This window comes from Beduini massiliensis (genome assembly GCF_000829905.1).
GTDB classification, from domain to species: Bacteria; Bacillota_I; Bacilli_A; order Erysipelotrichales; family Coprobacillaceae; genus Beduini; species Beduini massiliensis.
This window is the reverse complement of sequence record NZ_CDPP01000003.1, coordinates 234,210-252,208: the sequence shown is the minus strand read 5'-3', so window position 1 is coordinate 252,208 and position 17,999 is coordinate 234,210. Positions and strand designations below refer to the sequence as shown.

At 37.2% G+C, this 17,999-nt stretch carries 15 protein-coding genes; 4 read left to right on the top strand and 11 right to left on the bottom strand.

Annotated features, from left to right (window positions below):
• Positions 1-11 precede the first annotated feature (11 nt).
• From BN1225_RS02900 to BN1225_RS02875, 6 genes are all read right to left on the bottom strand, one after another.
• Positions 12-2,945, bottom strand: a complete 2,934-nt coding sequence (locus BN1225_RS02900) for a chromosome segregation protein SMC (protein ID WP_041138310.1) — start codon at positions 2,943-2,945, stop codon at positions 12-14.
• A 79-nt stretch (positions 2,946-3,024) separates the two neighbouring features.
• The gene (locus BN1225_RS02895) at positions 3,025-4,413 is read right to left on the bottom strand and encodes a sensor histidine kinase (protein ID WP_041138309.1); all 1,389 of its coding nucleotides are present in this window, start codon (positions 4,411-4,413) and stop codon (positions 3,025-3,027) included.
• 3 nt (positions 4,414-4,416) lie between these two features.
• Positions 4,417-5,094, bottom strand: a complete 678-nt coding sequence (locus BN1225_RS02890; protein WP_041138308.1) for a response regulator transcription factor — start codon at positions 5,092-5,094, stop codon at positions 4,417-4,419.
• A gap of 96 nt (positions 5,095-5,190) precedes the next feature.
• Positions 5,191-6,129, bottom strand: coding sequence for a DHH family phosphoesterase (locus BN1225_RS02885; RefSeq protein ID WP_041138307.1), 939 nt, complete (start codon positions 6,127-6,129; stop codon positions 5,191-5,193).
• Positions 6,130-6,131: 2 nt separating this feature from the next.
• Positions 6,132-7,340, bottom strand: a complete 1,209-nt coding sequence (locus BN1225_RS02880) for an acetate/propionate family kinase (protein WP_041138306.1) — start codon at positions 7,338-7,340, stop codon at positions 6,132-6,134.
• Positions 7,341-7,647: 307 nt separating this feature from the next.
• Positions 7,648-7,857: an alpha/beta-type small acid-soluble spore protein gene (locus BN1225_RS02875; protein ID WP_041138305.1), complete on the bottom strand. Its 210-nt coding sequence runs from the start codon at positions 7,855-7,857 to the stop codon at positions 7,648-7,650.
• A gap of 99 nt (positions 7,858-7,956) precedes the next feature.
• Here BN1225_RS02875 and BN1225_RS02870 point away from each other — a divergent pair, with 99 nt between their 5' ends.
• From BN1225_RS02870 to gdhA, 4 genes are all read left to right on the top strand, one after another.
• A complete protein-coding gene (locus BN1225_RS02870) occupies positions 7,957-8,391 on the top strand; it encodes a hypothetical protein (RefSeq protein ID WP_041138304.1) in 435 nt (144 codons plus the stop codon).
• Between the two features lie 18 nt (positions 8,392-8,409).
• Positions 8,410-9,168: a PIG-L deacetylase family protein gene (locus BN1225_RS02865; RefSeq protein WP_052466276.1), complete on the top strand. Its 759-nt coding sequence runs from the start codon at positions 8,410-8,412 to the stop codon at positions 9,166-9,168.
• Between the two features lie 115 nt (positions 9,169-9,283).
• A complete protein-coding gene (locus BN1225_RS02860) occupies positions 9,284-11,341 on the top strand; it encodes an elongation factor G (protein ID WP_041138303.1) in 2,058 nt (685 codons plus the stop codon).
• A gap of 115 nt (positions 11,342-11,456) precedes the next feature.
• On the top strand, positions 11,457-12,800 hold the full coding sequence (gene gdhA, locus BN1225_RS02855; RefSeq protein ID WP_041138302.1) for an NADP-specific glutamate dehydrogenase: 1,344 nt from the start codon (positions 11,457-11,459) through the stop codon (positions 12,798-12,800).
• Between the two features lie 103 nt (positions 12,801-12,903).
• On the opposite strand, the gene BN1225_RS02850 is transcribed toward gdhA, so the two are convergent.
• The 5 genes from BN1225_RS02850 to BN1225_RS02830 form a co-directional block, all read right to left on the bottom strand.
• Positions 12,904-13,680, bottom strand: a complete 777-nt coding sequence (locus BN1225_RS02850) for an ABC transporter permease (RefSeq protein ID WP_041138301.1) — start codon at positions 13,678-13,680, stop codon at positions 12,904-12,906.
• Positions 13,681-13,683: 3 nt separating this feature from the next.
• Positions 13,684-14,487 (bottom strand): ABC transporter permease, encoded by an 804-nt coding sequence (locus tag BN1225_RS02845; RefSeq protein ID WP_041138300.1) that lies wholly within the window; start codon positions 14,485-14,487, stop codon positions 13,684-13,686.
• Positions 14,484-15,458 carry an ABC transporter ATP-binding protein gene (locus tag BN1225_RS02840; RefSeq protein WP_041138299.1) on the bottom strand — a complete coding sequence of 325 codons (975 nt, stop codon included), beginning with the start codon at positions 15,456-15,458 and terminating at the stop codon, positions 14,484-14,486. The genes BN1225_RS02845 and BN1225_RS02840 overlap by 4 nt, the downstream gene beginning before the upstream one ends.
• A 235-nt stretch (positions 15,459-15,693) precedes the next feature.
• Entirely contained in the window at positions 15,694-16,974 is a 1,281-nt protein-coding gene (locus BN1225_RS02835; protein ID WP_041138298.1) for a galactokinase, read from the bottom strand.
• Between the two features lies 1 nt (position 16,975).
• Positions 16,976-17,998, bottom strand: coding sequence for an aldose epimerase family protein (locus BN1225_RS02830; protein ID WP_052466273.1), 1,023 nt, complete (start codon positions 17,996-17,998; stop codon positions 16,976-16,978).
• Position 17,999: the final 1 nt, after the last annotated feature.

The following is a 17,999-nucleotide window of genomic DNA, read 5'->3' as shown; positions in this document are numbered from 1 at the left end:
CTGTCACCCTCCTAGTTCACTGTTTCAGCGACATCTTCAAATTTAACACTAATTAGTTTCGTTACCCCTTTTTGCTGCATGGTAGCTCCATACAGAATATCACACTGTTCCATTGTTCCCGGTCTATGTGTGACAACGATAAATTGTGTTTTCCCGGCAAATTCTTTTAAATATTTAGCGAAACGTTCTACATTGGCTTGATCCAATGCCGCTTCAACTTCATCTAAGATACACATAGGTACCGGACGCACTTTTAAAATCGCAAATAAACATGAAATCGCAATCAAAGCCTTTTCTCCACCGGAGAAAAGCGATATGTTCTGCACCGATTTTCCCGGAGGCTGAACATCAATATCAATCCCTGTTTCTAAAATATTGTCAGGATCGGTATATTTTAATAAGGCACGTCCGCCGCCCATTAAGGCTCTGAAGACTTCATTAAATTCATCATTAATTCGATGGAACGTCTCGTCAAATCGGGTCACCATGACATGATCCATCTCATCGATTGCTTTCAATAAACCGTTTTGCGCTTCCAATAAATCAATACGTTGTGTATTCAAATGTTCATAGCGTTCATTTACATGTTGATATTCTTCAATGGCATCTAAATTGATATTCCCTAAACGCTTGATTTCTGTTTTCAAAGCGAACACTTCACTGCGCGCTTCTTCATTATACACGTTATTGCCATAATTTTCGCTTGCATATTCAAATGTCATTTTATATTCTTCATTCAAATATGCGAGTTTACTGCTCAGCTGTGATTCCACTTTGGTAAATTCCACACGCTCATTCATCAGTTTTGACTTCACATCTGCCATGGCTTTACGAATCTGGCGCAGTTCCTCTTCCAATGCTTCATTGTCATTGACATATCCCATGCGGGTTTCACGCTTTGCTTTAATTGATTCAGTTAAATCATCACGTTTTTGAATGGCTGCATTTAACTGTTTCACAACGTCATTTTCCGTTTCATCATTCATGATCTGATTCACTTCCAGTTTTTCATTAGACAAAGTTTCATATTGAGCCTTTAAACTTTTAAACTGTGATAATTTGGAAGAGACTTCTTCCTCTAAACGAGCAAAAGAAATCTTTTTTTGAAGCAGTTCATTACTGTATTCACGACTGCTTAAATCCAACTCATTGATCTGTGTTTTAAGATGAATGACATTGTTTTCTAATGACGTCATCTCCGTTTGGATATCTTCCATATCTTTTTTATGCGAATAGCTGTTTTGCTGCTGACGGTTTTGCCCTCCGGTCATCGATCCTCCGACATTCACCACATCCCCGTTAATCGTTACGATTTTATAACGATAATATAAACTGTTCGCTAATGTGTTGGCTGTTTCCATGCTGTCTACAATCAGAGTATTCCCTAATTGATTGGCAATAACCGTTGTATATTTAGGTTCATATTCTACAAATTCACTGGCAATACCTAAAAATCCTTTTGTATTCTTCGCCACTAATAAATGCTCTTCTCTAACGGTACGTTTAGACAAAGCATCGATTGGCAAAAAGGTAGCACGCCCGGCTTTATTCTGCTTTAAATATTGAATGGCAGATCGGGCACTGCTTTGATTTTCGGTCAAAACAAATTGAGTAGCCGCCCCTAAAGCTGTTCCAATGGCTTGTTCATAGCCGGTTTTTGGTGTCACTACTTTTTCTAATACGGAAATGACCCCATTGATAGAAGAAGATAAAATTGTTTTTACCCCATACTGATAATTACTGTGGTTTTGTTGTTGCTCTTTTAAAAGCATCTGCTTTGTTTTAAGAGCATTATATTTTGAATTTTGCTGTTCATGAAGTTGGCGCAGTCCTTCCATCTTTTTATTGACTGCCTGACGCGTTGCTTCTAATTCGTCGATTTCTTTTTGTGATTGGTCATAACGTTCGACACGGTTATTATACTCGCTTAATATATCACCCAGCATCTGCTTTAATGAGGTGATTTTATGTTCCAAATCTGCACCTGACTGATTTTCAATAATATGTTTACGTTTCTCATCAATTTGTACTTTGCTGGTGGATAGCTGATTTACTTCTTCCATTGCCTGCATTAAGGCAACTTGCATTTCATCCACTTCTTTATCCAACATCACCATTTTGTTTTTCTTCGTTTCTAAAATGGCTTCCTTGGAAGCTAAGTCCCCACTGTATTCTTGATCAAAACGTTCTAAAGATTCGATCGATGCTTTTAACTGATCCATTTTATCTTTTAATTCTTTGGATTCAAACACAATTAATCCAATCTCAATATCTTCCAATTGTTTTCTTAAAGCTAAATACTGTTCTGCTTTTTCCTTTTGTTTTTTCAAGGGAATGATCTGTTTTTCAAGTTCATTGACAATATCACTGATACGACTTAGATTATCATTCGTTTTTTCTAATCGCTTTAAAGATTCGATCTTTCTCTTCTTATACTTTGCCACTCCGGCTGCTTCTTCAAACATTGATCGGCGATCTTCCGGTTTAGAATCGGCAAAGCTGGAAATATTACCTTGCGAGATCATCGATAAAGAATCACGTCCTAATCCCGTATCCATCATTAAATCGATAATGTCTTTTAAACGGCAAGACTGCTTATTTAATAAATATTCTCCTTCATTATTATGACGGTAGATTCTTCTGGTAATTTCAATCTCTTGATAATCGTTGTCAATATAACGATCGGCGTTATCAAAAACGAGGGTAACCTCTGCCACATTCTGCGGTTTACGATCCTGTGAACCGGCAAAGATGACATCGATCATCGAAGTTCCGCGCAATGATTTGACGGATTGTTCGCCTAACACCCAACGGATGGCATCGGTAATATTGCTTTTCCCACAGCCATTGGGACCGATGATTCCGGTGATCCCTTGTTGGAATTCTAAATTGACACGATCAGCAAATGATTTGAAACCATGCAGTTCGATTCTTTTTAAATACATATGCTCACCCCTTGTCTCAGTATATTATTATATAATAAATGAATTTAAAAATAAAGAAAGAAAAATAGAGGGGGTTCCTCTATCCTTCTTTACGATATGATTTAAAGACTTCTTTTAAAGTATTGTTTCTTTCATAAGGCAGATTCACATAAAATTCTGATCCGACATCTTTTTGTGATTTAACTTTAATGGTTCCAAAATGAAGATCGACAATACTTTTGACGATTGCTAAACCCAATCCGTTTCCGCCAACGCTGCGGGCTTTATCTTCCCGATAGAAGCGTTCGAATATATGGCGTTGTGCTTCCTCATCCATGCCGATCCCCGTATCACTGATCATGACTTCGACATCTTTGCTGTTGCGTTTTAAATTGACGGATATATAGCCGCCCTCATTTGTATATTTGATTGCATTATTCAGCAAGTTAATCCAGACTTGTTCTAAACGGTTCTGATCCCCGCTGATCATAATGTCTTTTTTAGGAATATTCACATCTATTTCAATATCTTTTTGTTTGGCAAATTCTTCTAAAGAAGAAATGACACGGTATAACTGTTCCGTCAACGAATAGTTTTCCACATTCAATGTGATATCTTCTCCATCTAATAAAGTCAACTGCAGCATATTTTTACTTAACTGCGACAAACGTCGGCTTTCAAACAAAATAATATCCGTATATTTTTCTCTTTGTTCCGGAGGTAAGTCTTCATTTTTTAAAATAGTGGCAAAGCCATTGATCGACGTTAAAGGGGTTTGAAACTCATGCGAGACATCGGATATAAATTGCTGACGGGTTTGCTCGGTTTTCCCTAACTGCTGTGCCATCAGGTTAAAGCTCTTGTTTAATCGTCCGATCTCATCATTACCGACATAATTAACACTGACTTTATAATTTCCTTTTGCCAATTCCTGAGTAGCTCGGGTTAAGCGAGTGATCGGTTTAACAATGATATCCGCGATGATTAAGAAGACAACGCTTCCCACGATAAAAATAAATCCTACTGCCAACAGGGCTGAATGTTTAAAAATGTTTTCCTGCTGAGAGATATTTTTCTGCACAAATAAAGTATATTGTGTCCCATCGATTTCAAAATGAGTGCCTACTGTTTGAAAGAAGGAATTTCGCATATCGATATAGCCTTCTTTTTTTTCTTTCAAATTAGAGATAGCTTCATCTAATTTATCCGGTTTTTTAAACTGTCCGTAAACAATTTCCGAATCATCATGGCTGACTAGGATCGCCACATTCAACGATTCAGATATATTAGTAAGCACCTGTCCTACTTGACTATCTTCGACATAGGTCATTTGATTTAAAATCAGCCGCGTAGCATCCTGCAGTTCCACTCGGGTAAATTCCGATAACTCTTCTGAATTGTTTTTAAGTACAAAATAGCCGGCAAAGGAGAAACTGATTAAAATGCTGACAAGAAATCCAAGGATCAGTTTTCCATAAATGGATTTCATCGTCTACTGTGCTTCCACTTCTACTTTATAACCCAGTCCGCGTACCGTCACTACTTTAAAATCCTCGATATGTCCTAAATTTTCACGAATTCTTTTAATGTGAACATCAACGGTACGATCAAATCCATCATAGTCCATTCCCCAGATTCTTTCGATCAGCTGTTCACGAGAGAAGATTTGATTAGGATTTTTAGCGAGTTCAAATACTAATTCAAATTGTTTTAAAGGCAAATGAATCACTTCTCCCTTATAATGAATTTCATATTTATCACCATCTAGCGTCGTATTGCCAATCGTAATAATGTTTTGTGCATTGACACTGTATCGTTTTAAAATGGTTTTGACACGTGCCATTAATTCCGGTGCATCAAAAGGTTTCACGACATAGTCATCAATCCCAAGATCAAACCCTTTCAACTTATCTTCCGAAGTTCCTTTGGCTGTCAGCATAATCGCCGGAATATCACGAATTTCTTTCATTTCTTTCACAAAGTCATAGCCATCCATAATCGGCATCATGACATCGACAATCGCCAAGTCAATAAACTCATTTTCTACGATTTCCAAAGCTTCTTCGCCATTGCTTGCTTCACGAATTTCATAACCTTCTTTATTCAGATAAAACTTGATTAATTCACGAATATGAATCTCATCATCTACCACCAATATTTTTGTCTTCATATATTGCCTCCACATATTCTTTTATTACTATAACTGATTTTTTTGAACTTTATATGACTATTATACTAAGAAAAAAGATTGTAAACAATTACAATCTTAATCTCTTTTCATTTGTTCCTCAATAGCGGCAATCAATTTTGGCAAATCATTGATGGACTCCAACGTAGCTCCACTGGCTAACTGATGTCCGCCGCCATTGAATTGTTCAGCGACTTTATTTACAGATACATCGCGGCTTCTTAAACTGACACGCCAGTTATTGGCTTCTGAGTTTTGAGTAATGGCCATCCATACCTTAAATTCCTGAATATTTGCCAGCATGTTGACATAATCAGAACCACGTTCACGGGTAATCCCTAATTCATCTAAATCCGCTTGATTCAATGTGTAGTAGGCAATACCGCTGTCCGTCGATTCATAGCGATTCAATATGAAACGATTAATGCGAAGATCAATTTCTTTACGCAGATACATTCTTTGGTAAATGTTTTCCATATCGATTCCACAATCCAACAAATAAGCTCCGGCTTTTAATGTACTGCCATCCGTACTGCGATACATAAAACGATTAGAATCGGCAATCATCCCAAAATATAAGCAAGTTGCTGCTTGACGATTCATCGGTTCTTTAAAATAAGCCTGATACAGTTCGGTGACAATTTGTGACGTTGAAGATTTTGTGGGCTCTTCAATATTGATATCCCCGAAGGAATCGATGATTAAATGATGATCAATTTTAATTCTGGCTGCACATTGATGATAATCTTCTCCGTCGATACGTTCATGATTAGCTGTATCTAATACAATTGCCAAAGCATCACTGACATCTTCAAAGTGATCCCATGTATCATCCTCTTCTAATTTAGTAAGCAGTTCTTCATTTCTTTGCCCCTTCAGCATAATCTTCATTTTCGGAAAGTGCTGACGCAAAATATGAGCCATCCCTAATTGTGAGCCATACGCATCAAAATCCGGATTGACATGACGATACAAACATACTTTTTGATAAGTTTTGATAGTGTCAAAAATACTCATCGCTATTCTCCTTCGTTAATGCCGAGTAGACGCACTGTATCACGAACGATGACTAATTCTTCATTGGTTGGCACAACCATGACTTCTACTTGTGATGATGGTAAAGAAATCACACGACTTTCATCACTGCGCTGATTGTTTAATGCCACATCGATATGACATCCTAATGCTCTGGCAACATCATCGATGATCAATGCTCGTAAATAAGGCACATTTTCACCGATTCCGGCAGTAAACGCAATCACATCCACGCCCCCTAATTCCATCACATAACTTCCAATATATTTTGAAACATTTCTAGCATAAAGAAGTCCTGTCAATAATGCACGTTCATTGCCTTCTTTAAATAATGCTTGTTCCACATCACGTGAATCTGACGAAATCCCCGATACGCCCAGCATTCCTGATTTTTTATTGTATATATCCAATACTTCCTGAGCCGTTTTATTCAGCTTCTTGCATAAGTACGGCATGATAGAAGGATCGACATCTCCGCTGCGGGTTCCCATCATGACTCCGGATAATGGCGTAAAGCCCATTGATGTATCAATACATTTTCCATCTTCCACTGCCGAAATACTCGCTCCATTTCCTAAATGACACACAATAATGCGTGAACGCTTTGGATTTCCTAAATGCTGAATCACCTGCTGAGATACATATTGATGACTTAATCCATGAGCGCCATATTTACGTACGCCTAAGTCGGTATAGTATTCATAGGGCAAGGCATACAAATAACGTTCTTTATCTAAAGTTTGATGAAAAGCCGTATCGAAAGCAAAAACATGACGACTATGAGGCAATGCTTCTTTGAAGGCATGATACCCGATTAAATGCGCCGGATTATGTAATGGCGCCAGTTCGCATAATTCTTCTACTTTACTTACGACATCATCATCTACAACGACTGACTGATTAAAATATTCCCCGCCGTGGACAATACGATGTCCGCACGCTTCAATTTCATCTAATGAGGCGATGATATGATAATCCAATAATACTTTCAAGATAAAATCGACACCTTCTTTATGTGTTGGGAAAACATCTTGAACAACTTCCTTTTTACCATTGTATTTAATAACAGCCTGTCCGCTCTCTAACCCAATTCTTTCAACATTCCCCTGAACCAGTACTTCATATCCAGGCATTTTATAAAGTTGAAATTTTAAAGATGAACTTCCGGCATTGACTGCAATGATCATTGACATAATTTTTCCTCCAATTCCCAATATACGTTTATTATCAACGAAAACATATAATAAATAAGCTTTTTTTATAATTCTGAAAACAATTTTTTGCCTTCATCATTTATTCTAACGGAGTTTTTAAAATATTTCAACGAATTCGATTATAACCGCTTTCAAAAATAGAAACAATTTAATGAACATCTCATAAAAACTTTACAAAACCGCAGAAAATATCATGACGCTTTAAAAATAAGCTGATAAACTTGAATGTGTGATAAGACTTGGAGAAAAATAAAAATAGAGCACTCAAGAGTGCCCTATTTCATCATTAGTTTTGAGAAGATCCTTTAATTTGGTTTTGTCCCATTTGAACTAAACGTTTAGTGATTTCTCCACCAACTGAACCGTTAGCTCTAGCAGTTGTATCAGCACCTAATGTAACACCAAATTCGTTAGCGATTTCGTATTTCATTTGATCGATAGCATTTTTAGCTCCAGGAACTACTAATTTGTTAGTACTTGAGTTATTTGAATTCATATATCTCACCTTCCTTTCAAGATTATTGTGTAACTGTTTTAATTTTATATACTTATTTTTTTTAATTTATGTTAAAATATTTTAAAAGGCGGTGTCATCATGTTTCATATCATTATTATCGTACTATTAAAAATCATTACGTTTGGAATTTATTTCTATGATTATTCAAAAACTAAAAAACTATTAAAGCAGGATCGTACGATTAAACGTGTTTTATCGCTTCCACAGAAACTGGAAGTTTATCTTTTTAATATCTACGTTGTCCTTCAATTCCTGATTCCTTTATCTGTCGTGAATGAATCTATCTCAACTTTGATTCATGTTGCAGGATTGATATTAACGTATTGGCATTTGAATCGTTGGGTGTTTGTTTCAAAAAAATCGGTGATTTGCCGCGATGAATTCATTCGTGCAAAAAATATTCAGAAAGCAAGTTACGAAAAACATCGGTTAACTTTTAAAGTTGGAAGTCGTCACTATAAAATCTTATTTCCATTAGTCACAAAAGAACATCTTGAAAAAACAATTATATAAAAAGAAAGGAAGATGTATATGGATTTTATGATAGATTATCCAAAAATGGATGATATCAAAACAGCTCTCTTCATTCAGCCGCATCCGGATGATAATGAAATCGGTGCAGGCGGTACAATGGCTTATTTAGTCAAAAAAGGAGTGAAAGTCTATGGACTGACGGTCACTCAAGGTCGTGGAGGTTCCAATGATCCGGCCATCACTCCCGAAATGCTGGGAGAAATTCGGCAAAAAGAAGCACAGGCTGCTATGGATATTACCGGAACTATCAATTTAGGCGATCTTGGTTATCATGATCAACATCCCGCTACTCATGAACAATTGGTAAAAGATTTAGTCAGAGTGATTCGAGAAGTAAAACCGGATGCCATATTTACAGTTGATCCGGATTTACCAAATGAAATGCACCCGGTGCATATTCAAACCGGTAAAGCATTATGTGAAGCCTTTATGCGTTGTGGTCAGCCATATTATCCTTATGAAGACAATCGTCCGCATCCCGATGCTTTTTCCGTTAAGATCATTGGTTTCTATTTTACCAGTGATGATAATACAACTGTTGATATCACCGATTATATAGAAACAAAGATGGATGCGATTCGTGCTCATCAATCACAAATGGATGAACAGCAAATACAAATGTTTTATTCCTTATTTGAAATGATGGCATACAATACTCCATATAAATATGCGGAACGCTTCAAGCTTTTAAATGCTACACTGACTCATTGTTTTGCTGTTCCAAAAGAATTAAAAGAAAAATTGAATACCAAATAACTGCCTTATTTATTATGGCAGTTATTTTAAGCAATAGCATGAAAGCGCTTTACTAAAAGAGGAGATATGGTAAAATAAAACTATAGATAAACCTTACTTAAAGGAGCGTGATAACATGAGAGTTTATCATTCAAATGAAATTGGAAATGTTGTTGTTTTAGGACATAGCGGCAGCGGAAAGACATGTATTATAGAATCGATGGCTTACCGTGCCGGCAGCATCAGCAAAATCGGTAAGATTGCAGATGGAAATACCCTCAGTGATTATGACAATGAAGAGATTAAACGTAAAATATCAATTAATACAACGGTTGTTCCGCTGGAATGGGAAAACTGTAAGATTAACTTATTAGATACACCGGGAAACATTGATTTTGTGGGAGAAATCAATCAAGCGATTCGTGCCGCTGAATCGGCATTAATCATTGTGCCTGCCAGCAAAGGCATCAACGTCGGCACGATTCAGGCCATGAATAAAACAAAAGGGATGCCCAAAATGATTTTTATTAATGGTTTAGACGATCCCAACAGCGCTTATCAACAAAAATTGACAGAACTAAAAGAAACCTTTGGCAAAGCCATTGCCCCTATTCAAGTGCCGATCATGGAAGAAAATAAGATGGTCGGTTATGTCAATGTCGCCAAAATGGAAGGCCGCCGTTTCCAAGGAGATCATACAGTTCCTTCCGAAATACCAGAGGATATGTGGGATGAAGTCAATCCAATCAAAGAGATGATTGATGAAGCGGTAGCAAATTCAAGTGATGCGTTGTTGGAAAAATATTTTAATGGAGAACCTTTCAGCAAAGAAGAAATTTCTTGGGCTTTGCGTCAAGGAGTGATGAATAATACAATTATTCCGGTACTGTGTGGAACAGAGACAATCGGTATTCAAATCATCTTAAATTCAATCGTGGCCTTTTTCCCATCGGCTGGTGATACTTGCAATTCCTTTATTGTTAATAATCTTGAAACAAATGAACAAGATATCATTGGCTATAATGAAAGTTTAGCTCCCTCTGCTTTTGTTTTTAAAACGATTGCCGATCCGTTTGTAGGTCGTATTTCATTAATTAAGATCTGTACAGGAACTTTAAAAAGCGGTATGACCCTTTATAACAGCAATAAAAAAGAAGCCGAAAAATTAAATAAGCTCTTTATTATGAAAGGAAAAGAACTGATTGAAACTTCAGAATTGAATGCCGGAGATATCGGTGCTTTGACTAAACTGCAGTATACTCAAACAAACGATACTTTATGTACTTTAGAATATCGTGTGGCTTATGAACCGATTGAATTTCCAACCCCTTATTATTCTAAAGCAATCCGCCCTGTTGGCAAAGATAATGAAGAGAAGATTGCCAATGCCCTTCATCGTTTATTAGAAGAAGATCAAACTCTGCGTTTTGAGACCAATCCGGAAACAAAACAACAGCTGATTTATGGAATGGGCGATCAGCATTTGGATATTATCGTCTCCAAACTAAAAACAAAATTTAAAATTGATGTAACTTTGCAAGATGTTGTTATTCCTTATCGTGAAACCATTCGTTCTACCGTCACTCAGCGTGCCAAATATAAAAAACAATCAGGCGGTCATGGACAATATGGCGATGTTGAAATCACGTTTGAACCTTCACTTCAATTAAATACACCCTATATCTTTGAAGAAAAAATCGTAGGCGGAGCCGTTCCGAGAGCGTACTTCCCTGCGGTTGAAAAAGGACTCTTGGAAAGTGTAAAAGAAGGTGTCCTTGCCGGATATCCGGTGATTGGGATCAAAGCCACTCTTATTGATGGATCTTACCATAATGTAGATTCTTCTGAATTAGCCTTTAAAACCGCTACCAGTATGGCATTTAAAGAAGCGATGGCAAAAGCAAAACCCGCTTTATTGGAACCTTTTGTTAAAATGATGATTACCGCCGATGAAAAATATACCGGAGATATTATGAGTGATATTAATAAAAAACGCGGCCGTGTCGGCAACATTGATCATCAAGACGGAAATGTGATGATTGAAGCGGAAGTCCCACAGAATGAAATCATGGAATATGCCATCGATCTTAAAGCAATGACACAAGGACAAGGAACTTTTGAAATGGAGTTTCTAGGTTATGAAATCGCTCCTGAGCCCGTTCAAAAACGTGTCATTGAACAAAGTAAAAAATAAATTTTGAATGAAACCGGTATCTTTATGCCGGTTTTTTGTTAATTCTAAAAAATTTACTTTTTCTCTTTATTTATATCCTCTTTTTTAGTAAAATGAAAAACAAGGGGGATGAATTATGAAATATATCGAACGCGTTTTAAAAGAAGTGAAAGAAAAAAACAGCCATGAGCCGGAATTCAGCCAAGCTGTAGAGGAAGTGCTGGAAAGTTTGACACCCGTCATTGAAGCACATCCGGAATATGAAAAACTTGCGATCTTAGAAAGAATCGTTGAACCAGAAAGAGCCATCATGTTTAAAGTGCCTTGGACAGATGATCAAGGTCAAGTGCAAGTAAATCGCGGTTATCGTGTTCAGTTTAATGGAGCGATTGGTCCTTATAAAGGCGGACTGCGTTTTCATCCAAGTGTAAATCTAAGTATCGTTAAATTTTTAGGTTTTGAACAGGTTTTCAAAAATTCGCTTACGACATTGCCAATCGGTGGTGGCAAAGGCGGATCGGACTTTAACCCACAAGGAAAATCAGACGCTGAAATTATGCGTTTTTGTCAAAGTTTTATGACAGAGTTGTATCGTCATATCGGACCGGATGTTGATGTTCCGGCTGGAGATATCGGTGTTGGTGCTCGTGAAATCGGTTATTTATACGGACAATACCGTCGTATTCGCGGTGCATTTGAAAATGGGGTCTTAACCGGAAAACCATTGCCATATGGCGGAAGTTTGATTCGTCCGGAAGCAACCGGTTTTGGTGCTATGTATTATGCTCAAGAAGTACTTAAAGAAAAAGGGGAAAGCTTTGAAGGGAAAACCATCATTCTTTCCGGTTACGGAAACGTAGCATGGGGTGTTTGTTTAAAAGCAAAAGAATTAGGGGCAAAAGTTATTTCAATCTCTGGAAGAGATGGGTATATTTATGATCCAAACGGAATTAATACGGATGAAAAAATCAATTTTTTAGTCAAGATCAGAGAATCTAATGACGTTAAATTAGCGGATTATGCTAAAGAATTTAATTGTGAATTTTTCCCAAATCAAAAACCATGGGGGCTTAAAGGCGATATTGCCATGCCTTGTGCAACGCAAAATGAAATTGGTTTAGAAGAAGCAGAACAATTGGCAAAAAACGGTGTACGCTATGTCATTGAAGGAGCCAATATGCCAACGCGTCCGGAAGCGATGAATTTCTTTAAAGCAAATAAAATCATCTTGGGTCCTGCCAAAGCAGCAAATGCCGGAGGAGTTGCGGTTTCCGCTTTGGAAATGGCACAAAACTCAATGCGTTATAGCTGGACCAAAGAAGAAGTTGATGAAAAATTAAAACAGATCATGCAGAATATTCATGCTGCCAGCAAAGCAGCAAGTGAAAAATATGGTTTAGGTTATGATCTTGTTGCCGGAGCAAATATTGCCGGATTTGAAAAAGTCGTAGCGGCCATGATCTCACAAGGAATTTACTAAAATAAAAAAAGCAGACAGATCGTCCGCTATATGATTGGCAAACAAAGAAGAGTGGTCATTCTTTGTTTGTCTTTTTTTATTAATGTTTATATTTTTTAAAAATCTAAGAACCGGTAGATTTATAATGCTTTAATCCAAAATGCCACAACATGAAACATGGAATCAAAAAGAGAAAAGCGATAAGCGGTGCTAACATATACTTGATATCCTCTGTTTTGCCAATCAGATATAAAAAGGGATAATATTGAAATAAAGCTAATGGGATAATATAGGTAAATAACTTTAAAACACCTTCCCCATAAATAGAAAACGGATACTTCCCAAACTCTCTGCCGCCATCTGTAAAAATATTTAGGAATTCCAGTCCTTCTGTTGTAAAGAAACATAGGGAGGCATAAATAATAAATAATCCACTAAATACGACAACACCGGAAATTACCATCAAGATCAATGTGAAAATCTTATCAGCACTCCATATAATCTGACAACGTGGAATGGCATAGGCAAAAATAATGGCAGCTTGAATAAAACGTCCGATTCTTGATAGCTCAATCTTTGTGGCCAAGACTTGAAAAATAATATTGCGTGGCCGAACTAAAATACGATCGAATTGACCATTGCCTAAAATCGAAGAAAAACCATCAAATCCCCGTACAAAGCATTCCGCTAAAGCAAAAGCCAACATCACAATCGCAAAACATAATAAGACTTCTTCAAAAGGGAAATCATTTACGGTGTGAAAGCGTGTCATCATAAAATAAATTTCCAAAAAAGCGGAAAAAGATAAGATAAACTGACCTATAACAGTAAGAAAAAAGGATACTTTATATTGCATTTGACTGTGTAAATGAATCTGAAAATATTTTAAATAAAGTTTCATCTTTTAGCCTCCCTGTACAATGACTTTCTTTAAAGACTGCTGCATCCACCATTTTCCTATCCACACTAAAACAACTGCCCAAAATAACTGAAGAAGTAATCCTTGCAGTAATGCCATTCCTTGAATGTTACCATTATAGACCTGTAAAGGAAAGTTGACCATCGATCCAAATGGACTCCATTCCAACAAAGTACGCAGATAGGTGGGTAAAAACGCTAACGGAATAATTGCACCTGAGAAAAATTCGGTCATTGATGTTGCGACAAGGCGAATACCCATTGGATTCATCGTATGAAATGTCGCAATATATATCAGCATACAATACGCTACTACAATAATCAAAGCTAAAAGCATCGCTCCTATAAAGCAAATAAAACTCAGTCCGGAGGCTGGCAAACTCATGCGGTACGGATCAGGCAGTAAAGAGGCAATCAATAAAATCGGAAGAAATCTTAACGTGGCTTTTGCCAAACGGGTTGCCGCATTTTTAGTAAACCACATCGTATAAAGATCTAACGGACGGACAAGAGAATAGGCAACACCCCCTGAAGTGATTTCTTCAAAAATGTCATTTTCCAAAAACCAGACCATCAGTAAAGCAATGGTGGATTGCTGTATCCAAATATAGGCAGACAACTGACGAAAGGTCATCGGAAAAGCATTGGGATCAGCCTCATAAAAAGCATGAAACATGAGCAGGGTCATGATTCCCCAGAAAAATTGGGTCACCATTCCGGCATAAGCGGCTCCCCGATACTGCAATAATAAATTAAAACGGATCCTAAAAAAACTTAAATACTTTTTCATATGTGGTACTCCTTATATAAGGAGATAATGATATCGTCAATGAAGGGAGGATCGATCGTGAGATCGAGAATATCGACTTGTGTTGATAAATAATCGATGGCTTCATTGATACTTAACTTTTCTTGATCCAATGTAAGTTTAACGATCTGCTGGTTTTCTTCATTAACCACCAGTCCTGCTTTAGGAAGAATGGTTCCGCCACGATGTTCTAATCGTATAAATTTATAATCCCCATAACGCTTCTTTAGTGTTGCTAAAGAGCCGTCAAATAAAATACGTCCATGACCAATCAGGATTATTCTGGAAGTCAGAGCTTCTATATCCTGCATATCATGGGTCGTTAAAATAATGGTTGTTTGGCGGGTTTCGTTAATCTTTTTAATAAAATTTCTGACAGCGACTTTACTGACTGCATCCAATCCGATTGTCGGTTCATCTAAAAACAAGATCTTAGGATCGTGAAGCAGTGCCGCCGCAATCTCACAGCGCATTCGCTGACCTAAACTCAATGAACGGGTCGGTGTTCTTAAAAGTGTGTCTAACTGAAGCAATTCACTTAATTCTTTTACATTGCGATGATACACCGAGTCATCAATTTCATAAATATCCTTGAGTAATTCAAATGAGTCGATTACCGGAACATCCCACCATAATTGGCTTCGTTGTCCGAATACAACGCCGATCTGTTTCACATACTTTTTGCGATCCAGCCATGGCACCATACCATCGATAATACAGCGTCCTCCATCAGGCGTTAAAATCCCGCACATGATCTTGATCGTACTGCTTTTTCCGGCACCGTTAGGACCGATATAGCCCACGATTTCACCTTCATTAATGTTAAATGAGATATCTTTTAAGGCTTCCACTTCGACCATCTCTTTTTTAAATAAAGATTTAACGGCTTCTTTAAACCCGGCATTTCGCCTGCTTACTTTGTACGTCTTACTAATGTTTTCTAATTCAATCATTCTTTCACCTCTCTTTTTAAACAAAATAAAAAGTACTACCATCGTAGTACTAAAAATGGCAGAGCAATGTAACCTTTAGTTATCAATTCACCATGTTTTCATCCTTCTGCCGCCTTACTCAAGGAGCATAATAATAACACATTTTTAAATATATCTCAACTCCAACTTGTTTCATTCATAAAAAAATGATCTATTTTTTTAATAAGACCATTTTTACACGATTTACTTGTGTATCTTAGATAACTTTAACGCCACCTTGTTTTCTGATTTTTAAGATATGACATGTTCCTTGACCAAAGAAGTTTTCAATATAAGACTGATACCCTTCAACAAGATGATCGGGAATGAAAGCCTGAATTGTCCCGGCAAAACCACCGCCATGCACGCGGCATACCCCGGCATCCTGCAAGAAGTTTTCTGTTAGCACCAACCCTAAAGGAATACTTTGATTTTGAATATCATGATTTGAATAAACATTTTGCAGATATTTAAATGAACTATTGCCGGAAAACTGCACTTGTTTTTTAAAGGCTTCAAAATCATGGGCATTTAAAGCATTGACTTCTTTTTCAACACGTTTATTTTCTTCAAAAAGATGAATGGCTCTTAATAATGCACGGTCATGGCAGATAGCATGCACCTTATTCAAATTAGCATAAAAGTCCTCTTCTGAAATATCACATAAGAACTGCTGACCAAATACTTGTGCCACTTCTTTCATTTCCACCGGAATCGCAGCATAGTCATCTGTCAGATCTGCATGAGAACCTTTCGTATCAACGATACATAAACTATGTTTAAATGTCGGAAAGTCCACGTCTAAACGTTGGATTTGCGGCTGATCGATATTTTTGAAATCAATAAATATGATTGATCCGACCGATGATGCCATCTGATCCATTAGTCCGCAAGGCTTTTTAAAGTAGACATTTTCCGCATATTGCCCGACTTTAGCGATTTCCACAGGATCAATAGTCATCTCATTATACAATCCGGATAAAATAGAACCAATGGCCACTTCAAATGCTGCCGATGAAGAAAGTCCGGCCCCCATTAGAACTTCACTGGTCATATAAGCATCAAATCCGCCAATCTGATAGCCTAATGTTTTCAATTGATGACATACCCCTCTTATTAATGCTTCAGAGGTTCCGTTTTCCTCCTCTTTCACAGACAGATCATTTAATGTAATGGGGTTGATATCAAAATCATCAGAAACAATTTTTATAATGGCATCTTCTCGTTTTGCCACGATTGCTATACAGTCTAAGTTAATAGAAGCCGCTAATACTTTACCATGTTGGTGGTCCGTATGATTTCCACCGATTTCACTTCTTCCCGGAGCACTGTAAATCTCGATTTCCCTTTCTCCGTATAAGTTTTCAAATTGTTCAATCGCGTTGATATAACGCTGTCTTTGCTTCTCTAATTTTGCTTCATCGACATAAAGATTTAAAAGACATTCGTCATAGTGATGATTTTCTATTTCTTTTTTTAATAATGCAGATTGTCTCATACTATTTTTCCACCTCAAAGCGATATGCCGTCACAGCATCATAGCTTTCGCCCTTTCTTAAGATAACTTTTGGTTCTTTTGCCAAATGAATTTCATCCGGCAGATATTGTGTTTCTAAACAGATTCCTTCTTGGGCCTTATATGGATGTCCCTTTTTCCCGATAAGGGTTTCATCTAAATAGTTAGCCGTATATACCTGAACACATGGCAGATTGGTACTGATACTTAACTTTCTTTTGCTTAAGGGATGTCGCAGACAGATTTGATCCTGAGATTGGCTTAGGATATAAGGATGATCATAGCCTTTTCCTAAAGTAAGCTGTGGATGTGCTTGCTGCAAACCTTCTCCAATACAACGAAATGCATTGAAATCAAAAGGCGTTCCCGCTACCTTTAAAAATTTACCATCAGGCAGTCCATCCTGATCGATGCAAGCAATCTCATCTGCTTTGACCATAAGTTCATGATGGTCGATCAATTCTGTTTCATCACTTAAATTAAAGTAGGAGTGATTCGTGATATTGATCAGAGTATCTTGATCACTAACTGCATGTGCACGCATCGTTAAAGTATCTTCAACCAACTCATAAGTGATGCTTAAATCAAGATTCCCCGGATATCCTTCTTCCATATCTTTCGATAAGTAGTGAAATACGACTGCGTTGCCTTCGATCTTATAATCAAAGATCTTTTTATCAAAGCCAATCAAGCCGCCATGAAGATGATTAGGTCCATTATTGAGCGCTAAATGATAGTCTTTCCCGTTTAGACTAAATTCTCCATGTTTAATACGATTAGCAACCCTACCCGCAATGGCACCGATAAATTTATCTTGTTTTTGATAGGTTTTAAGATCCGAAAACCCTAAGACTACATCTCCAAAATGCCCGTTTTTATCAGGCATCAATACAGAAATAAGATGACAGCCAAAATTAGTCACCATTACTTTAAGCTGATCGCTTTCCATTTTAACCACCACAATTCCCGTTTGCGGATCCTTTTGTATCATATTGATATTTGTCATT